General features: G+C 62.7%; 17 protein-coding genes. 7 read left to right on the top strand and 10 right to left on the bottom strand.

The window, feature by feature from the left end; translation table 11 throughout:
• Positions 1–27 precede the first annotated feature (27 nt).
• Both ACWPW0_RS04885 and ACWPW0_RS04890 read right to left on the bottom strand, forming a co-directional pair.
• Positions 28–309: a DUF2218 domain-containing protein gene (locus tag ACWPW0_RS04885; protein ID WP_447589533.1), complete on the bottom strand. Its 282-nt coding sequence runs from the start codon at positions 307–309 to the stop codon at positions 28–30.
• Positions 310–359: 50 nt separating this feature from the next.
• The gene (locus tag ACWPW0_RS04890) at positions 360–1,001 is read right to left on the bottom strand and encodes an NAD(P)-dependent oxidoreductase (protein WP_454254603.1); all 642 of its coding nucleotides are present in this window, start codon (positions 999–1,001) and stop codon (positions 360–362) included.
• A gap of 102 nt (positions 1,002–1,103) precedes the next feature.
• On the opposite strand from ACWPW0_RS04890, the gene ACWPW0_RS04895 reads away from it, so the two are divergent.
• Together ACWPW0_RS04895 and ACWPW0_RS04900 are read left to right on the top strand one after the other, a co-directional pair.
• Positions 1,104–1,991 carry a LysR family transcriptional regulator gene (locus ACWPW0_RS04895; protein ID WP_447589537.1) on the top strand — a complete coding sequence of 296 codons (888 nt, stop codon included), beginning with the start codon at positions 1,104–1,106 and terminating at the stop codon, positions 1,989–1,991.
• 75 nt (positions 1,992–2,066) lie between these two features.
• Positions 2,067–2,954: a PA4780 family RIO1-like protein kinase gene (locus ACWPW0_RS04900; RefSeq protein ID WP_447589539.1), complete on the top strand. Its 888-nt coding sequence runs from the start codon at positions 2,067–2,069 to the stop codon at positions 2,952–2,954.
• Positions 2,955–3,001: 47 nt separating this feature from the next.
• On the opposite strand, the gene ACWPW0_RS04905 is transcribed toward ACWPW0_RS04900, so the two are convergent.
• The 3 genes from ACWPW0_RS04905 to ACWPW0_RS04915 all read right to left on the bottom strand — a co-directional run bounded on the left by ACWPW0_RS04905 (position 3,002) and on the right by ACWPW0_RS04915 (position 7,068).
• The gene (locus tag ACWPW0_RS04905; RefSeq protein ID WP_454254604.1) at positions 3,002–5,401 is read right to left on the bottom strand and encodes a TonB-dependent siderophore receptor; all 2,400 of its coding nucleotides are present in this window, start codon (positions 5,399–5,401) and stop codon (positions 3,002–3,004) included.
• Between the two features lie 116 nt (positions 5,402–5,517).
• Positions 5,518–6,483 carry a FecR family protein gene (locus ACWPW0_RS04910; protein ID WP_454254605.1) on the bottom strand — a complete coding sequence of 322 codons (966 nt, stop codon included), beginning with the start codon at positions 6,481–6,483 and terminating at the stop codon, positions 5,518–5,520.
• 99 nt (positions 6,484–6,582) lie between these two features.
• Positions 6,583–7,068: an RNA polymerase sigma factor gene (locus ACWPW0_RS04915; RefSeq protein WP_454254606.1), complete on the bottom strand. Its 486-nt coding sequence runs from the start codon at positions 7,066–7,068 to the stop codon at positions 6,583–6,585.
• A gap of 326 nt (positions 7,069–7,394) precedes the next feature.
• Between ACWPW0_RS04915 and bfr the strand changes: the two genes are divergently transcribed.
• Positions 7,395–7,859, top strand: coding sequence for a bacterioferritin (bfr, locus tag ACWPW0_RS04920; protein WP_447589547.1), 465 nt, complete (start codon positions 7,395–7,397; stop codon positions 7,857–7,859).
• A gap of 75 nt (positions 7,860–7,934) precedes the next feature.
• Here the strand turns inward: bfr and cueR are convergent, their stop codons facing one another.
• From cueR to ACWPW0_RS04935, 3 genes are all read right to left on the bottom strand, one after another.
• Positions 7,935–8,351, bottom strand: coding sequence for a Cu(I)-responsive transcriptional regulator (gene cueR, locus ACWPW0_RS04925; protein WP_454254607.1), 417 nt, complete (start codon positions 8,349–8,351; stop codon positions 7,935–7,937).
• 24 nt (positions 8,352–8,375) lie between these two features.
• Entirely contained in the window at positions 8,376–10,766 is a 2,391-nt protein-coding gene (locus tag ACWPW0_RS04930; RefSeq protein WP_454254608.1) for a heavy metal translocating P-type ATPase, read from the bottom strand.
• A 78-nt stretch (positions 10,767–10,844) separates the two neighbouring features.
• Positions 10,845–11,270, bottom strand: coding sequence for a hypothetical protein (locus tag ACWPW0_RS04935; RefSeq protein WP_447589553.1), 426 nt, complete (start codon positions 11,268–11,270; stop codon positions 10,845–10,847).
• A 127-nt stretch (positions 11,271–11,397) separates the two neighbouring features.
• On the opposite strand from ACWPW0_RS04935, the gene ACWPW0_RS04940 reads away from it, so the two are divergent.
• On the top strand, positions 11,398–11,595 hold the full coding sequence (locus ACWPW0_RS04940) for a heavy-metal-associated domain-containing protein (protein ID WP_447595548.1): 198 nt from the start codon (positions 11,398–11,400) through the stop codon (positions 11,593–11,595).
• A 17-nt stretch (positions 11,596–11,612) separates the two neighbouring features.
• Here the strand turns inward: ACWPW0_RS04940 and ACWPW0_RS04945 are convergent, their stop codons facing one another.
• Positions 11,613–12,236: a TetR family transcriptional regulator gene (locus tag ACWPW0_RS04945; RefSeq protein ID WP_447589555.1), complete on the bottom strand. Its 624-nt coding sequence runs from the start codon at positions 12,234–12,236 to the stop codon at positions 11,613–11,615.
• Between the two features lie 143 nt (positions 12,237–12,379).
• Here ACWPW0_RS04945 and ACWPW0_RS04950 point away from each other — a divergent pair, with 143 nt between their 5' ends.
• The 3 genes from ACWPW0_RS04950 to ACWPW0_RS04960 all read left to right on the top strand — a co-directional run bounded on the left by ACWPW0_RS04950 (position 12,380) and on the right by ACWPW0_RS04960 (position 17,959).
• Entirely contained in the window at positions 12,380–13,540 is a 1,161-nt protein-coding gene (locus ACWPW0_RS04950; RefSeq protein WP_447589557.1) for an efflux RND transporter periplasmic adaptor subunit, read from the top strand.
• Positions 13,541–13,552: 12 nt separating this feature from the next.
• Positions 13,553–16,684: an efflux RND transporter permease subunit gene (locus tag ACWPW0_RS04955; protein WP_454254609.1), complete on the top strand. Its 3,132-nt coding sequence runs from the start codon at positions 13,553–13,555 to the stop codon at positions 16,682–16,684.
• 87 nt (positions 16,685–16,771) lie between these two features.
• Complete coding sequence (locus ACWPW0_RS04960; RefSeq protein WP_454254610.1) at positions 16,772–17,959, top strand: Bcr/CflA family multidrug efflux MFS transporter; 1,188 nt, start codon at positions 16,772–16,774, stop codon at positions 17,957–17,959.
• A gap of 258 nt (positions 17,960–18,217) precedes the next feature.
• Here the strand turns inward: ACWPW0_RS04960 and ACWPW0_RS04965 are convergent, their stop codons facing one another.
• Positions 18,218–18,391 carry a hypothetical protein gene (locus tag ACWPW0_RS04965; protein WP_447589563.1) on the bottom strand — a complete coding sequence of 58 codons (174 nt, stop codon included), beginning with the start codon at positions 18,389–18,391 and terminating at the stop codon, positions 18,218–18,220.
• Positions 18,392–18,393 lie beyond the last annotated feature (2 nt).

Genomic DNA, 18,393 nt, shown 5'->3' on the forward strand with positions numbered 1-18,393 from the left:
TGCACATCTGACTTTCAAACCGGGTTCTCAACGCCACTCGAGGGTAAGTAACGCCTGCCAGGCAAAACGCTCGAAATGGCTGGCGATGAGGTGCTGCAGTTTTTCCAGGTCGCTGGTGGTGTGGCTGCGTACCTGCAGTGTCAGCCCATCTGCACTGGCACGCAGCAGGCAGGTGCCGAAGGCGAAGTCGATTCGCCCGTGCTTCTCGTCGAACGTGACCGGAAGTTTGTGGGCAAAGTGCTGGCACAGGCGAGCGATGTAACGGCCCGGCGTGAGCGTGGCAATGAAGGTGGATGAACTCTGGGACATGCGGTGCTCCAGGGCAGAGCCCAGCCCCATGGGGCCGGGCCGGGGACCTGTCAGTAGGCAACGGTGAAGCGCTGGCGGATGTGCTGTGGCTGCTCGGCTTCATCCAGCAGGGCCACGGCCAGGTCGGCGACGGAAATGCGCGCCGGCTGCTCGCCACTCATCAGCAACTGATCACCCCCGAGGCGGAACTGGCCAGTGCGTGTTCCCGGTTCGAGGAGGGCGGGAGGGGACAGGAAGGTCCATTCCAGGTCTTTCTCGCTCTGCAGATCATTCAGCGCCTGGCGCGCACCCTCGGCGCCTTCCTTGTAGGCCGCCGGGAAGTCAGGCGTGTCGATCAGCTGCAGGCCCGGTGCGACGAACAGACTGCCGGCGCCGCCGACCACCAGGACGCGCTTGATGCCGGCCTGTTTGGCCGCGGCGAGGATGCTGCGGCTGCCGGCGATGAACTGGGCACGGATGTCCGTTTCTCCCCAGCCCGGGTTATAGGCACTGAGCAGGACATCGTGACCGGCCAGGGCTTTGGCCAGTGCGTCGGTGTCGCGTACGTCTACCTTCACGGCTTTCAGGGCTGCGTGCTGGGGTATTTTCTCCGGATGGCGCACCAGTGCGGTGACCTGGTGGCCACGGTTCAGGGCTTCTTGCAGCAACGGGGTACCGACAAAACCAGTGGCACCGATCAAGGCAATTTTCATGGCGGTATTTCCTGGGTGGGATGAGGTGGATGAATCATCCCAGCTGGATAAAGGCCAGAAAAAGAGCCTAAATGAGCATGAACAATTAAGCAGGGCTTCATAATGGAACAGCTTAAGCGTATGGCGCTGTTCGCCACCGTGGTCGACAAGGGGTCGATGGTGGCGGCTGCTGACGAGCTGGGCATGACACCCTCTGCCGTCAGTCAGCAGATCCGCAAGCTGGAGGAAGCGACCCAGGTCAACCTGCTGCACCGCACCACGCGCAAGCTGACCCTGACCGAAGCGGGTGCCAGCTTCTACCAGAGCTGTGCGCAGATACTCGCCCTGGCCGAACAGGCCGAGCAGCGCCTGGCCGAACTGCGGGATGCGCCGGTGGGTGAGTTGCGCATTGCTGCCCCTGTCGGATTTTCCGGGCGAATGGTCACCGAGGCGCTGGTGCCGCTGTTGCGCGCGCATCCGGGGTTGAGCCTGCGTCTGTTCTTCCATGATGAACAGATCGACCTGGTCGAGCGGCGTATCGACCTGGCCATCCGCGCTGGTGTACTGGAGGACTCCAGCCTGGTGGCGCGACACCTGGGCGACTGGCGCATGCTGCTCTGCGTGGCACCGTCCTATCTGGCACGTTGCGGCCCTGTGCAAGGGCCAGAGCATCTGTCAGCGCTGGATTGGCTGACCCTGAACCACGAGCGTGCCCAGCAGCTCGTTCTCCAGGGACCGGACGGTAGCGTGCAGCGGCTGCGCGTGGAGAGCCGGGTCGCTTGCAACAATATCCTGTCCGTACGCCAGTTCACCTTGGCAGGCATGGGCGTCTCGGTTCAGCCGGAGCCGGAGGTGCGTGAAGAGCTGGCGCGTGGCGAATTGCTCGTGCTGCTCCCGGACTGGCAGGCCGAACCGCTGGGCATCCATATCGTCACGCCCCGGCGAGATGCCCAGCCGGCCAAGGTCCGTTATGCGATCGAAGCCCTGCGGCGAAGCCTGCTGACCCGCTAATCTGGGCGAGACGGTCGGATTGCCGTATAACGACACCATTCCATGCCCCCATCGATAGGACCCTCAGTCAGCGCAATGAAGACCCCGAAACGCCTGGAACCCGTGCTTGAAGATGGATTGATCGACGAGGTTGTCCGCCCGCTGATGAGCGGTAAGGAAGCCTCGGTTTATGTGGTGCGCTGCGGCAATGAACTGCGCTGCGCCAAGGTCTACAAGGAGGCGAACAAACGCGGCTTTCGCCAGGCCGCCGAGTATCAGGAAGGCCGCAAGACGCGCAACAGCCGCGATGCGCGGGCCATGGCCAAAGGCAGTAAACACGGGCGCAAGGAGCAGGAGGAGGCCTGGCAGAACGCTGAAGTGACGGCGTTGTTCCGCCTCGCCAATGCCGGTGTGCGAGTTCCCAAGCCCTATGACTACATGGATGGCGTGTTGCTCATGGAACTGGTCGGTGATGGTCGGGGGGATGTCGCGCCCCGTCTCAACGATGTCGACCTGTTACCCGAAGATGCCCGCGAATTCCATGCATTCATGATCGGTGAGATCGTCAAGATGCTCTGTGCCGGGCTGGTACATGGTGACTTGTCCGAGTTCAACGTGCTGCTGGGGCCGGAGGGGCCGGTGATCATCGACCTGCCGCAGGCGGTGGATGCGGCCGCCAACAACCATGCCTTCAGCATGCTTGATCGCGATGTGCGCAATATGGCCGAGTACTTCGGCCAGTTCGCGCCTGAGCTGCGCTATACCAAGTACGCCAAGGAAATGTGGGCGTTGTACGAAGAGGGCAAGCTGACACCGGAAAGCCCGCTCACTGGCGAGTTCGATGAGCCGGAGGAGAGCGCGGATGTCGATGCGGTCATGCGCGAGATCAAGGCCGCGCTAGCTGAGCAGGCCCGCCTGGAAGCTTTGCGTAACGCCGAGGATGCGCCCCGCGACGAGCCGCCACCGCCGCCTTGGGCCACGTGAGGATCGTCTGATGAAAACGCCCGCGCCTGCGGGCGTTTTCGTATGGCTTACCAGCGGTAAGCGACGCCAGCGGTGAGTGTGCGCTCTGCACCATAGAAAGCCGCGTAGGTGTAGCTCACGTAGTCTTCATCGGTCAGGTTGGTGGCATTCAGGGTCAGGTCCCAGGGGCCTATCTCGTAGCCGAGCATTGCGTCGAATAGCGTGTAGGACGGGGAGACGACTGCGCTGTCGAACAGGCCGCTTACCTTGTCGACGTAACGCGCACCTGCGCCAACGCGCAACTGACCGGGGCCGACTTCGCCGAAACGGTGGTTGCCCCACACGGAGAACATGTTGCGCGGCATGCCGGCATTCTTCTGGCCGAGGTTGGCGCTGTTGCTCTTGGTTACTTCAGCATCGGTGTATGCGTAGGAGGCGGTGATGCTGCTGTGGTCGCCGAGGTCGGTCTTGGCTTCCAGCTCCAGGCCGCGGGACCGCACCTCACCGGTTTGTACCTGTCGAGTGGCGTCGACCGGGTTGGGAGTCAGCACGTTCTTTTGCGTCAGTTGATAAACCGCCGCGGACAGCAGGGTGTTGCTGCCTGCCGGCTGATAGCGGATACCCAGTTCGTATTGCTCGCCTTCGGTAGGCTTGAAGGCGCTGCCATTATCGTTGCCACTTTGGGGCTCGAAGGATTCGCTGTAGCTGATGAAGGGAGCCAAGCCATTATCGGCCAGGTAGACCAGCCCGGCGCGACCTGTGAAGACACTGTCCTGGCTGGTGTATTTTTCCGCCACGAACAAGCCTTCATCGACGGAGCGCGCCCGGTCCTCACGCCCACCGAGCAATAGCACCCATTTGCCGTCGAACTTGATCTGGTCCTGCAGGTAGAGGCCGGTCTGTTCTACGCGGGTCCTGGAGCTGTAGAGGTTCGGCGTCGCGGTGCTGGACACGCTGCCAGTGCTGGGGCCGTACAGGTTCAGGGGGCTGGCGGTACGGAGATAGCGTTCACTGCGATGGTATTTATTTGAGTAGTCGAGGCCGCCAAGGAGCACATGCTCGAAGCGTCCGCTGTGCTGGCGCCATTCCAGTTGAGTGTCGGCCAGGATGTTGTGCGAATTGTCCTGGCGGTCCTGGGCCGTCCGGCTGATCGTGCCGGTGGCGGCATCGTAGGCCTCGAGCGAGACCGCCGGCATGTCGTTTTCCGATTCGAAGTAGCGCAGGTTCTGCCGCACCTTCAGGGTATCGCTGAAGGCGTGTTCGAACAGGTAGCCGATGTTCCAGAAGGTCACGTCGGCTTTGTCGTAGCCAGGCACGCCGGTGAACAGGTGGCGTGAGATATGGCCGAACGGCGTGCCGTTGATGGTGCCTTCGGCGGGCAGGCCGTAGACATAGGTGGTACGACTTTTCTGGTAGGTGGCCTGCAGCGTCACCGACGTGGCGTCGTCCGGGCGCCAGGTCAGGGCGGGCGCGATGTAGGTACGATCATCCGGGACATGGTCGACCATGGTGTCGCTGTCACGCTGGAGCGCGGTGAGGCGATACGACAGGCTGCCATCCTCGGTCAGCGAGCCGCCATGGTCGGTGGCCAGTTGCCGGCGGTTGTTACTGCCGACTTCGGCCTTGATCTCATGCCGTTCTTCCGTGGTCGGCAGCTTGCTCACGACGTTGATGATGCCGCCAGGCGCGGCTTGGCCGAACAACACGGAAGCGGCCCCGCGCAGTACCTCCACGCGCTCCATGCCATAGGGCTCCTGGGTGCCGTCGTAGATGTTGCTCATGTAACGCATGCCGTCACGGTAGGTGCTGTTGGCGATCTGGAAACCGCGCAGAACGAAGGTGTCGGTGGTGCGGTCGTCGGCCTCTGTTGCGATGACCCCGGCGGTGTAGCCCAGGACATCACGCAGGCTTTGAGCGTGGGTGTCGGTGATCTGGTCACGGGTTACCACCGAGATCGATTGCGGGGTTTCGATGATCGGCGTATCGGTCTTGGTCGCGGTGCTGCCGGCCTTGGCCACATAGCCATCCACCGGGCCCCAGGCAGACTGCAGGCGATTGGCATCGATATTGACATCGGACAGGTTGAGCACGCCGTCCGACGGAACGGGCAGCAGGGTCACAGCGCGCGGCGAAGTGCGGCTGTAGGTCAGACCGCTGCTGGCGAGTAACCGTTGCAGGGCCTGTTCGGCCGTAAGTTGGCCATGCACGGCGGGAGCCGAGCCGGTCAGCGGTTCATCGCTGGTGCGTAGTACGGCGATGCCGGTGATGGCGGTGAATTCGCCCAGGGCATCGAGCAGGGGTTGGGCAGCGATGGCAAAGGTAAAGCGCTGATCGCTGTCATGCTGCTGGCCAGTGGTGGTCTCTGCAACCGGCGTCTGGGCGTAGCCAGGTGCCGCAATTACAGCCAGCAGAGCGCTGGCCAATAGTGATCGGGACAGCGGTCTGCCCAGGGCGCGGTGGTTGTACATGATGGTCTCCCCCAAGAGGTCAGTCTGGCAAATGCGAACTATTCGCTGCCAACACAACGGGCGAGCCTGGAGATTCCCTCATACTTTTTTTTAGAAAAGACCGAGGCGCTGGCCCCTCAACGGTGAATCAGCACGGCCAGTCCGGGTATACGGGTGGTTTTCAGTTGCATGCTGCTCGTCAGGGCCTCCAGCAACGTCTGTGGATCGTCGTTGCGGAACGTGCCGGACAGGCGCTGCTGGCGCAGGTCCTCATCGAGGATCACCACCGGGGGGAAACCCATGCGCTGCAGGCTACTGACCACCTCGCCGACCGTGGCGCGGTCGAACAACAGCAAACCGTTCTGCCAGGCGAGGGTGCGCGCACTGTCCACGGCAAGCGGGCCCTGGAGGTGACCATCGTGTCGGCGCGCCTGCTGATCGGGTGCCAGGGTCAGGGTTTGCCCCGAGCCATCGTCGCGTACCTCGACCCGTCCACGCGATACCGTGACCTGTTCTTCCCGACCGCTGCGATCCACGGCAAACGCAGTACCCAGTACCCGTGTGCGCATGTGTTGGCCATGCACCACAAATGGCCGTTGCGCATCGTGGCTGACATCGAACCAGGCACGCCCCCGGCGCAGGTGGACCTCGCGCTGGTCCGCGCGAAAGTCGATATCCAGTGCGCTGTCGGCATCGAGCAGCACATGGCTGCCATCGGCCAGGGTCAGCGTTTGCTGCTTGCCCGGCGCACTGGCGTAGTCAGCCCCGGCGCGTTGCAGCAGGCCGGGATCGCGCCACACACCAATCCCTAGGGCCAGTAGCAGGCTGCAGGCCAGTGCCAGCGCCGGGCGGCGTAGCCCATGCATTCGGGCAGCATGGCGTGAGGGCCGGTGCCAACCGCTAAGGGCCAGTTGTTGCGCCGGCGCATGCAGCTTTTTCCAGAGCAATTCGACCTCATGGAAGGCTTCGCTATTGAGCGGCTCGCTGTCCAGCCAGCGGCGAAAGGCAATGCGTTCGCTCGGTGGTAATTGCGGGTTCTGCAGGCGCACGTACCACTCGGTGGCCGTCTGTTGGCGGGCTTGCTGCTCGGGAGAATTCTTCACGATGGCTGGGTTCCGCAGGCCGGTACCGTTACAACGGATGAGGTGAGGTCATTCCTCATTGTGACATTCTCGCTGGGCGACATCTCGTGGGGCGGTATCTCATTGGGCTGCACCCCGCTGGCAGTGTTGCAAGGCCCGAATCATGTCCTTCTCCACGGTACTGATGGAAACCCTGAGCTGTTCGGCGATGGTGGCATAGGGTAAGCCATCGACACGGCTGAGCAGGAACACCTGCTGGGTCCGCCGAGGCAGTTTGCGCAGGCGCTGCATCAGTGTCTCAAGCTCCTGGCGAGCAATCGCCTGTTCTTCCAGATCGGGGCTGGACGGCTCGTCGAGCGCCTGTTGCTGGTGGGTGTGGCGGCTACGTACCTGGCGTGCCCGCAGGTGATCGATGGCCAGGTTTTGCGCGGTGCGAAATAGCAGGCTGCGGTCGCCTTCGCCCAGCGGGTGGTGCCAGAGGCGTAGAAAGGTGTCCTGGGCCAGGTCTTCTGCCGTATTCCGATCGCCCACGATGCGCCGGATCAGTTGCAGCAGACGCGTTTGCTCGCGCAGGTAAAGAGACAGGAAGGGGGACGGCTTGCTCATGGTGGGCGTTGGAAGCCGGATGGGAATAAGAGGATGATGAGATTAATTCAGGTGAGACGCATTCTCAATTATTTTGTGCAATGTCAGCGTGCGCCTGCGCCGAATGATTGCGGATGGAGAGGCATTTCTCCTGATGGTCATCGGCTTGGAAGACGTGTGATGACACGGTCGTTTTCAGCGCTGTTGAAAAAGCCTGTGGCCTAGCAACCATGCGGCTTTGGCGGAATGCGAATCGCTCCGCCAGGTGCGGCATATTCGAGCTTGACCGTTGCCCTTTCACGGTCGAAGCTTTGCACCTGATCCGCTTTATTCCGAGGAATCCGCACATGCAAGGCGTACCTGAAGTCATCGAATACCTGAAAGATCTGCTGCGCGGGGAGCTGGCTGCCCGTGATCAGTATTTCCTGCATTCGCGCATGTATCAGGATTGGGGCTTCGAGAAGCTCTACGAGCGCCTCAACCACGAGATGGAGGAGGAGACCCAGCATGCCGATGCCCTGTTGCAGCGCATCCTGTTCCTGGAAAGCACGCCGGACATGACGCCCAAGGCGATCACCCCCGGTGCCACGGTGCCGGACATGCTGCGTGCCGACCTCAAGCTGGAGTACGAAGTACGGGCGGCACTGAGCAAGGGCATCACCCTGTGCGAGCTGCACAAGGACTACCAGAGCCGTGACATCCTCGCGCTGCAGCTCAAGGACACCGAAGAAGACCATGCCTACTGGCTGGAACAGCAGCTCGGTCTGATCGACCGCATCGGTCTGGAAAACTACCTGCAGTCGCAAGGCTGAACCCAGCCTCGTTTCCGTGAGATGCGCCACGCGCATCCGTGCGAGCCTCAGGTGTGCAGGCCGTGTACCTGAGGCTCAGCCTTTCTGCGATGCACTGCTGCAACAGGCCGAGGCCAGGTCCTTGAGGATCGGGCAGTCAGGGCGGTGATCGCCCTGGCAGTGATCGACCAGCTCAGCCAAGGTGTCGCGCAGGCTGCTCAGCTCGGCGATCTTGCGGTCGAGTTCGCCGATATGAGCCAAGGCAAGGGCCTTGACGTCGGCGCTGGCCCGTTGGCGGTCCTGCCACAGGGCCAGCAGCTTGCCGACCTCCTCCAAAGAGAAACCCAGGTCGCGTGAGCGCTTGATGAATGCCAGGCCGTGCAAGTCGTTGTCCGAATAGCGGCGGTAGCCACTCTCCGAACGTCCGGCTGCTTTTAGCAGGCCAATGGATTCGTAATAGCGGATCATCTTCGCGGTAAGGCCGCTCTTGCGTGCGGCTTGGCCGATGTTCATGCAACCACCTCTCGTGCACTGGCTTCAGGCATCGTCGTTCTTCTCCGGCTTCCAGGTGTTGAGCAGCAAAGCATTGCTGACCACGCTGACGCTGGACAAGGCCATTGCCGCCCCGGCGACCATCGGATTGAGCAGGCCGAAGGCGGCCAGCGGAATGCCGATCAGGTTGTAGATGAAAGCCCAGAACAGGTTCTGCTGGATCTTGCTCCAGGTGCGCCGGCTGATCTCCAGGGCCGCGGGGACCAGGCGTGGATCGCCCCGCATCAGAGTGATGCCGGCGGCCTGCATGGCCACATCGGTGCCGCCACCCATGGCAATGCCGACATCCGCCGCTGCCAGGGCCGGCGCATCGTTGATGCCGTCACCCACCATCGCCACGAACGTGCCGTCGGTATGCAGGGCCGCGACGTGAGCGGCCTTGTCGGCTGGCAACACCTGGGCATGCACCTCGTCGATGCCCAGGGTCCGACCTACGGCATTGGCGCTACCGGCGTTGTCGCCGCTGATCAGGTGGCTTTGAATGCCACGTTCGCGCAGGGCCTGGATCGCCTCGACCGCACCGACCTTGAGGCTGTCACCGAAGGCGAACAGGCCAAGCACCCGCGCTTGCGGTGCCAACTCCAGCAGCCATGACACGGTGCGTCCTTCGTTCTCCCAGGCTTGCGCCTGGGTTGCCAGTTCGCCGGCCGGCAGGGCCAGCTCATCGCGCAACCGAGCGTTGCCCAGTGCCAGGGTGCGGCCTTCGACCTGACCCTGGATGCCGCGACCGCTGAGGACCTGGCTGCTCTCCAGCGTGGCGGTGGTGATCTGCCCATCGGCGCAGGCCTGCAACACGGCGCGTGCCAGCGGGTGTTCGCTGCCGCGCTGCAGTGCGCCCGCCAGGCGCAGCAGATCGCTATCGGTGCCAACGGCGGCCTGTTGATGAACGATGCGTGGCTCGCCAGAGGTCAGGGTGCCGGTCTTGTCGAAGGCCACCACGCTGACCTTATGCGCCAGCTCCAGGGCGGTGGCGTCCTTGATCAGGATGCCGTGCCGTGCGGCGACTCCGGTACCGGCCATGATGGCCGCTGGTGTGGCCAGGCCGAGCGCACAGGGACAGGCGATTACCAGTACGGCGACGGCGTTGATCAAGGCGGTTTCCACGCCGACTCCGGCAATCAGCCAGCCACACAGGGTAACCAGGGCAATCAGCAGGACCACCGGGACGAACACGGCGCTGACCCGGTCGACCAGCTTCTGGATCGGAGCCTTGCCGGCCTGGGCGTCTTCGACCAGGCGGATGATCCGCGCCAGCACGGTTTCTCCCCCCAATGCGGTGGCACGCACGAGCAGGCGGCCTTCGCCATTGATGGCGCCGCCGGTGATGCGGTCACCCGGTTGCTTGACCACGGGCAGGCTTTCGCCGCTGATCAGGGCTTCGTCGGCATGGCTGTTGCCTTCGACCACTTCGCCGTCCACCGGAAAGCGCTCGCCGGGCTTCACTGCAACGAGGTCACCGAGGCGCAGCGCGGTGATCGCGACATCTTCCTCATGGCCATAGATCACCCGGGTTGCGCGTTCGGGGCGCAAGGCTTCGAGTGCGCGAATGGCGGCGCTGGTCTGCCGTTTGGCGCGGCTTTCTAGGTATTTGCCGAGCAGCACCAGGGCGATGACCACGGCGGAGGCTTCGAAATACAGGTGCGGCATTTCGTGGTGGCCGGCGGTGGCCCACAGGTACAGGCTCAGACCATAGCCGGCGCTGGTGCCGAGGGCGACCAGCAGGTCCATGTTGGCACTCCCGGCACGCACGGCTTTCCAGGCGGCGATGTAGAAGCGCGCACCGAGGATGAACTGCACAGGGGTGGCCAGGGCGAATTGGACCCAGGCTGGCAACATCCAGTGCAGGCCGAACCATTCACCGAACATCGGCAGTACCAGCGGGGCCGCCAGCAGCAGGGCGAACAACACGGCCCAGCGCTCGCGACGCAGGCCCGCTTCACGGTCCACGGGTTTGTCCGGGGTCAGTTGGCTGGCGCGGTAGCCGGCGGCGTCCACGGCAGCGATCAGGTCGGCCACGGGCAACCCATCGACCACGTCGAGCTGCGCCCGTTCGGTGGCGAGGTTGACGCTGACCTGATGTACGCCCGGCACCTTGCCCAGCGCCCGCTCGATACGCCCGGCGCAGCTGGCGCAGGTCATGCCGCCAATAGCCAGTTCGATGCGTTGCAGAGGCACGTGATAGCCCGCCTGGTTCACCGCGGCGAGGAGGCTGTCGAGGCTGTCTGCCGGGGCCTGGACTCGCGCCTGTTCGGTGGTCAGGTTGACACTGCTCTGTTGCACGCCAGGTACCTGGCTGAGGGCGCGTTCGATGCGAGACGCGCAACTGGCGCAGGTCATGCCTCGAATCGGTAGATCGAAGGTTTGCAGGGCGGACATAGACGGTTCCCTCACTGGATTCGTCTACAGGATCAACCTTGCCCCTGGGGTAAGGTCAAGCGGTGGGTTGTCGCAGTCTCAATAGTTGAGTGGCGCGGGGATCAACTGCAGGCCGCTGTCGCCCATGGCAATCCGGTATTTGTTCACCTGGCCGGCACTCAGGCGCACGTTCTGGCTATTGAGTTGTTCGAAGCGTGGCTGGCAGTGTCCGCCGCCCAGCAAGCCGAGCCGAACGCGGACTTCGCCCGGCGGCAGGTTGAGGGTGACGGACTGCCCCTGATACAGACGGGCGGCAAGGTTGCCTTGCAGGTACAGGCCGATATCGCAGGGCGTAGAGACTTCGAGGCGCTCGCGCGAAACGATCAGGATGCCGTAGTCGATGGGTGTCGACAGGGTCATCGGCGACAGTGAAAGCGCAGGCGTTGAGGTCGCCGTGGCAGGTGTTTCCGCAGCCAGCAACGGCAGGCAGAGCAGGGCAAGCAGGCCGGGGATGCATGAGCGCATGATGGTTTCCTCGCCAAGGGCTACAGGCAGCGTGGCTGAAGGATGGCAAGAGAACAAGTCGCAAGGGCTTGACCTTGCCGCCATGGCAAGCTTGAAACTGCAGGCTCACCAACACGAGGACAGCATCATGCAGGTATTCAAGGTCAGCGGTATGAGTTGTGGTCACTGCATCCGCGCCATCACCCAGGCCGTGCAGGCGAACGATCCGGCTGCCGAGGTGCAGGTCGATCTCGGTGCCAAGGAAGTACGGGTGGCCAGCAAGCAGAGCGAGGAGCAGGTGCTGCAGGCGATTCGTGGCAGTGGCTACGGCGCCGAGATTGGCTAGCGGATTGTCGAACGCGGCTAAGGCTGCCAATCCCGCAGCAGGCCGCGCAGTTGTGCGTCGATCAGACAGGCAGTGTCCTGCAATGGGTCGAACAGGCTCTGGTCGCGCGTCCAGTCGGTAAACAGGCCGATGATCTGCGCATGCATTGCCCGCGCCGCCAGGCGCGGGGTTACTCCTTCATACAGACGAACGCGACACTCTTCGCGGCTGAACAGTTCTTCCATCAGGTTGATGAACTGATTGATGAAGTCGTTGTGGCGCAGTTCGGCTTCACGTAGCTCTTCGGTGAACTCGCAGCGGTGCAGGAGGATGGTCAGGATGCGTTGGCGTTGCTGATCGCGCACGAGGTTTTCCGTTACCTCGATGCACAGGTTGCGCAGTGACAGCAGCGGGTCGCTGCCGCCGCACCCGCACAAACGTTCCGCCAACTGCTCCGGCGGCAGACGCACCTGGTCGAGCAGGGCGTGGAACAGATGCGCCTTGTTCTGGAAGTGCCAGTACACCGCACCCCGCGTTACGCCAGCCGCCCGCGCGATTTGCTCCAGGGTACTGCTGGCCACGCCTTTATCCAGGAATAGCTGCTCGGCGGCCAGGAGAATGGCGCTGCGGGTTTGTTCGGCTTGTTCTTTGGTTCTGCGCATGGCGGACGGGACGATTACGTCTAGGCTCTCTTGGGGAGGCTGAGTGTAATGTTTTTACTCTTGGTATGTGCTTTTACATGCGTGAATGTATGTAACACCGGCTTCCTGTCCTGATGCCCGACTGCTCTGTACCGGAGATGCCCATGCCGCTTCGCTCTCTCTCGCCTGTGTTCGGTGTTGCCCTGTTGGCCCTGTCTGTCTGTGGTGGAATCGTCGCTGCCGAACAGGGTGGCGCCGCCATGCCGCCGCCCGAGGTGGTGGTGGAAGTCGCCAAGGTCGAGTCATTGCCGATCGTTCTGGAGTATGCGGCGCGCACGGCGGGTTTTCGTGAAGTGGAAGTGCGTGCCCAGGTCAGTGGCATCCTGCAGGAGCGCACCTACCTGGAAGGCAGCTCGGTGAAGCAGGGGCAGGTGCTGTTCCGTATCGATGCTCGCCCTTACCAGGCTGCACTGGCCCGAGCCAAGGGCGCGCTGGCGCAGGAGCAGGCGCGCTATCGACAGACCGAGCGCGATCTGCGGCGCATCCGCGAGTTGCAGAAAAAAGGCTTCGCCAGCGAGAGCGAGCTGGACAACGCGATCTCCAACTTCGAGCAGAGCAAAGCCAATATCGAGGCGGCTCAGGCCGAGGTGCAGTCCAAGCAGATCGACCTCGACTACACCACCGTGAAGGCACCGATTTCCGGTATCACCCGCAAGGAAACCGTATCCGAAGGCAGCCTGGTGGTGGCGGGTGACCCGAACGCCAGCCTGCTGACCAACATCACGCAACTCGATCCGATTTACGTCAACTTCGCTGCGCCTGACCGTGACGTCGAACGGGTGCGCAGCGGCCTCAAGGACGGCACGCTGATTGCGCCGACCAGTGGCCACATGAGCATCGACATCCTCTTCGGCGACGGCAGCAGCTACCCGCTCGAGGGCACGGTCGACTTTACCGACAGTCTGGTCGACCGCGGCACCGGCACGGTCAGCGCGCGCGCCGTCGTGCCCAACCCGGACCAGAAACTGCTACCCGGCCAGTTCATCCGGGTACGGGTCAAGGGCATCACCAAACCCAATGCAGTGACGGTGCCCGAGCGAGCCATTTCTCAAGGACCCAAGGGCACGTTCGTCTACATCGTCGATGACGAGAGCATGGCGCGGATACGCCCGGTTACCACTGCGCATACGGCGCAAGGGCGCTGGGTGGTCGAGTCCGGTATCTCCGCGGGTGATCGGGTGATCGTCGAGGGCTTGCCCAAAGTGCGTCCGAATGCCGCTGTAAAGGTGAGTGACAAGCCGGCGCCCGCCGCGCAGCCACAATAAGGAGCGCGGCCTGTGATCTCGAAATTCTTCATCGACCGGCCGGTGTTCGCCGCCGTTATCTCGATTGTCATCGTGCTCGCCGGCCTTGCTGCCATGCGTGCATTGTCGATTGCCCAGTACCCGCAGATTCTGCCGCCGCAGGTGTCGGTGTCGGCCAGCTATCCCGGTGCCAGCGCCCAGGTCATTGCCGAGACCGTGGCCGCGCCGCTGGAGCAGCAGATCAACGGCGTCGAGGGCATGATCTACCAGCTGTCTAACTCGGCGGCCAGTGGGGCGATGAGCCTGTCGGTGTACTTCGAGGTGGGGCGCGACCCGGACCAGGCCACCATCGACGTCAACAACCGGGTGCAGGCAGCACTGGCCAAGCTGCCCGAGGAAGTGCGCCGCCAAGGCGTCAAGGTGGAGAAGAAATCATCCGACATTCTCCAGGTGGTCACCCTGTATTCGCCGGATAACAGCCAGGACCCGGTGTTCATCTCCAACTACGCGCTGATCAACGTGATCGATGAGCTCAAGCGCCTGCCCGGCGTCGGGGCGGTCAACCAGTTCGGTTCCAAGGACTATTCCATGCGCATCTGGCTGCGCCCGGACAAACTGGCGCAGTACGACCTGACCCCCACCGATGTGGTCAATGCCATTCGCGAACAGAACTCGCAGTTCGCCGCGGGCAGCTTCGGCCAGCAGCCTTTGCAGGTTGAACAGGACTTTACCTACACCGTTACGACCCAAGGGCGCTTCAAGGACCCCAAGGAATTCGAGAGCGTCATCCTGCGTAGCGATGAAACCGGCGCCAGCCTGCTGCTCAAGGATGTCGCGCGGATCGAGCTGGGCGCTCAGGATTATTCGCTGATCACCTCGCTCAACGGCCAGCAGAACGCCGCGTTCGGCATCTACCTGCAGCCCGGCGCCAATGCCCTGGATACGGCCGAATCGGTACAGACGGCAATGAAGCGCCTGTCCGAGCGCTTTCCCCAAGGCATCACCTACAAGATTCCCTACGACACCACCAAGTTCGTGCAGATCTCCATCGAGGAGGTAATCAAGACCTTCTTCGAGGCGCTGCTGCTGGTGGTGCTGGTGGTGTTCATCTTCCTGCAGAACTGGCGCGCCACGCTGATCCCCGTGCTGGCCATTCCGGTGTCGCTGATCGGCACCTTCGCCGGTATGTATGTGCTGGGTTTTTCCATCAACCTGTTGACCTTGTTCGGCCTGGTATTGGCCATCGGCATCGTGGTGGACGATGCCATCGTGGTGATCGAGAACGTCGAGCGGGTCATGCGTACGGAAAAACTTGGCCCGCGTGAGGCATCGATCAAGGCCATGGAGGAGGTGACCGGGCCTATCGTCGCCATCGTGCTGGTGCTGTGTGCGGTATTTGTGCCGGTGGGCTTTCTCGGTGGTCTGGCGGGGGAGATGTATAAACAGTTCGCCATCACCATTGCCGTGTCGGTGGTGATTTCGGGCATCGTCGCGCTGACCCTGTCACCGGCCTTGTGTGCCTTGCTGCTCAAGCCCGGTCACAGCGAGCCGATTGCGCCGTTTCGGGTGTTCAACCGTTTCTTCGACAAGGTCACGGCAGGCTACAGCGCGGGAGTGAGTTTCTTCCTGCGTCGCTCGCTGATCGGCCTGCTGCTGTTTGGCGGCATGATTGCCCTGATCATGGTGCTGTTCGCCCGGGTGCCGGGTTCGCTGGTGCCCGATGAGGACCAGGGCTATGTGATCAACGCCTACTTCCTGCCGCCGGCCGCGTCGGTCACCCGTACCGATGCGCTGACCAACGATTTCACCCATCAGATGATGAAACATCCGGCCGTGCAGGATGTGGTGACCTTTGCCGGCTTCGATGTGCTGACCTTCGGTAACCGCACCAATGCCGGGGTTTCCTTCGTGCCGCTCAAGGACTGGTCCGAGCGCACAACCAGCGAACTCGATGCCCGCAACCTGACCCGCGAATTCATGGGCATGGGCATGAGCGAGAAGGATGGCGTGGTGATGTCCTTCAATCCGCCACCGATTACTGGCATGAGCACCACGGGCGGCTTCGAAGGTTACATCCAGGACCGTGTCGGCGGTTCGGTCGAGCAGCTTTCCGAGAAGGTTCAGACATTCATCGGTGCGGCATCCAAACGCCCGGAACTGGCCGGTGTGCAGAGCACCTTCAATGCCAGCGTGCCGCAGTACTACATCGACCTGGACCGCACCAAGGCACGCGCGCTGGGTGTGTCCATCAGCGATGTATTCACGGCCATGCAGTCGACTTTCGGCAGCTACTACGTCAACGACTTCACGCTGTATGGACGTACCTGGCAGGTCAGCCTGCAGTCGGAGTCGGAGTTCCGCCGTAAGCCGGAGGATCTGTCGCAGGTCTATGTCCGCTCCAGTACCAGTGACCTGGTGCCGCTGACCTCGTTGATCAAGGTGCGGCGCATTCTCGGCCCGGACACCTATGCGCGCTTCAACGTCTATCCCGCGGCCAAGGTGCTCGGCGGCCCGGCTCCGGGCTACAGCTCCGGGCAGGCGTTGGAGGCGATGCAGGAGGTTGCCGACGAAGTGCTCGGCAAGGACTACACCCTCGGCTGGATCGGCTCGGCCTATCAGGAGCTGGCAACCCAGGGTTCGGGCAGCACCGCGTTCGTCTTCGGCCTGATCATGGTGTTCCTGATTCTCGCCGCGCAGTACGAGCGCTGGACCTTACCCATTGCGGTGGTCACCGCGGTGCCGTTCGCGGTGTTCGGGGCGATTCTCGCGGTGTGGCTGCGCGGCATTCAGAATGACGTGTACTTCCAGGTTGGCCTGATCACCCTGATTGGCCTGGCGGCGAAGAACGCCATTCTTATCGTCGAGTTCGCCGTGCTGTGCCGGCAGCAGGGCATGGGGATCTTCGAGTCGGCGTATGAAGCGGCGCGTCTTCGCTTCCGCCCCATCGTGATGACTTCGTTGGCCTTCATCCTCGGTTGCGTGCCCTTGGCAATCAGCACCGGAGCAGGCTCGGCGAGCCGTCATTCCATCGGTACCGGGGTAATTGGCGGTATGCTAGCGGCCACATTGCTGGCGACGTTCGTCATCCCGATGTTCTACTTGCTGGTCGAATCACTGGCCGACAAGCTGGATGCACGTCGCAAAAAACCCTCCCGCCAGCAGTGAATGACTTGTTTGGCGCCGCCTGGAACTCGGGGCGGCGCTGTTGTCTTACGCCGGTCGCACGTGCCCGGTGGCTGCTTTGGAACAACGATGAAATTACGCATTCTGCTCATCCTGGGTGCGCTCAGCGCATTCGGCCCCATGGCCATCGATTTCTACCTGCCGAGCTTCCCCACACTGGCGGACGTCTTCTCCACCGATGTCGAACATGTGCAGCTGTCGCTGGCGTCCTACTTCGTGGGTATCGCCTTCGGCCAGTTGATCTACGGACCCTTGGCGGACCGTTATGGCCGTCGCAAACCCCTGCTGGCGGGAGTATTGCTGTTCACGCTGGCGTCGCTGGGTTGTGCGCTGGTGCAGAGCCTGGATGCCTTGATCGCCATGCGCTTCGTGCAGGCGCTGGGTGGCTGTGCCGGCATGGTGATTTCCCGCGCGGTGGTGCGTGACCTGTGCGATCCGCTGGCCTCGGCCAAGGTGTTTTCCAAGCTGATGCTGGTGATGGGCGTGGCACCGATTCTCGCGCCGTTGGGCGGCGGCCTTCTGCTGGCAGCGTTCGGCTGGCAGTCGATCTTCTATGCCCTGATGGTGTTCAGCGGCCTGTGCCTGCTTGGCGTCTTCATGTGGCTGCCGGAGACGATGGATCAGAGCACGCCGCACTTGCCGCTGAGTGGCGCGCTGAAGCGTTATGTCGAGCTGCTGGGGGACCGACAGTTGATCGGCCATGGCCTGACAGGCGGCATCGCCATGGCGGGGATGTTCGCCTACATCTCCGGTTCGCCGTTCGTGTTCATCAACCTCTATGGCGTTTCGCCGGAGCACTATGGCTGGCTGTTCGGCATGAACGCCGCAGGCTTCATCCTCTGCGCCCAACTCAATGGTTGGCTGCTGCGTCATCGTGGGCCTCACTACTGGCTCAAGCGCGGCGTATGGCTCTATCTGCTGGCGGCAGCGGGCATGCTGGGCGTCGCCAGCCTGCAGTTGCCGGAATTGTGGCCGTTGCTGATTCCGCTGTTCATCTGCATGGCCAGCCTCTCGTGCATCCTGCCGAATGCCACGGCCTGTGCCATGGCCGGGCAGGGCGCGCATGCGGGCAGTGCCTCTGCCTTGATCGGCTCGTTGCAGTTTTGCGTGGCCGCTGGCGCGTCCTCTCTGGTTGGTGTGCTGCACGATGGCAGCGCGCGGCCCATGGCGCTGGTCATCTTCCTGTGCGGCATCGGCACGGTATTGCTGGCGCTCTATACGTCACGGTTTGCAGCCAAGTCATCGCTGGATTACTGAACGTGTGGCTACCTGGAGCTGTTGACGTTTCGATATAGATGACCGGATCGAGGCAGTTGCAAACGTTCGCCTTTTGCGTTTTATGACGCGCCAATTGGTGGGCTGAAGCCCACCCTACGTGAGATTCAGACTTTGTAGGGTGGGCTTCAGCCCACCAGTTGCAATGCCTGCCATTGCCTCAAAGAGGCCATTTCGAAGGGCTGGGTTGGAAATATATTTCCACGTGGCTCACTGAGGTGAAGCGAGGCGTCCAAGCCCCTAGCCCGCTCGTCGCTGTTCCGGTAGCGGGTGCGGTGCTCGCAGGCGGTCTTCCAGGGTGGTGACGAAGGCTCTGGCTTCGGCTTCGCTGCGGAAGGTGACGCCGTGTTGATCGAGTTGCACCTTCCAGAGCGTGCCCTGTGCGGTGGTGATGGAATGGACGAGGATGTTCATCG

It is taken from the genome of Pseudomonas sp. Marseille-Q8238, from assembly GCF_965111915.1.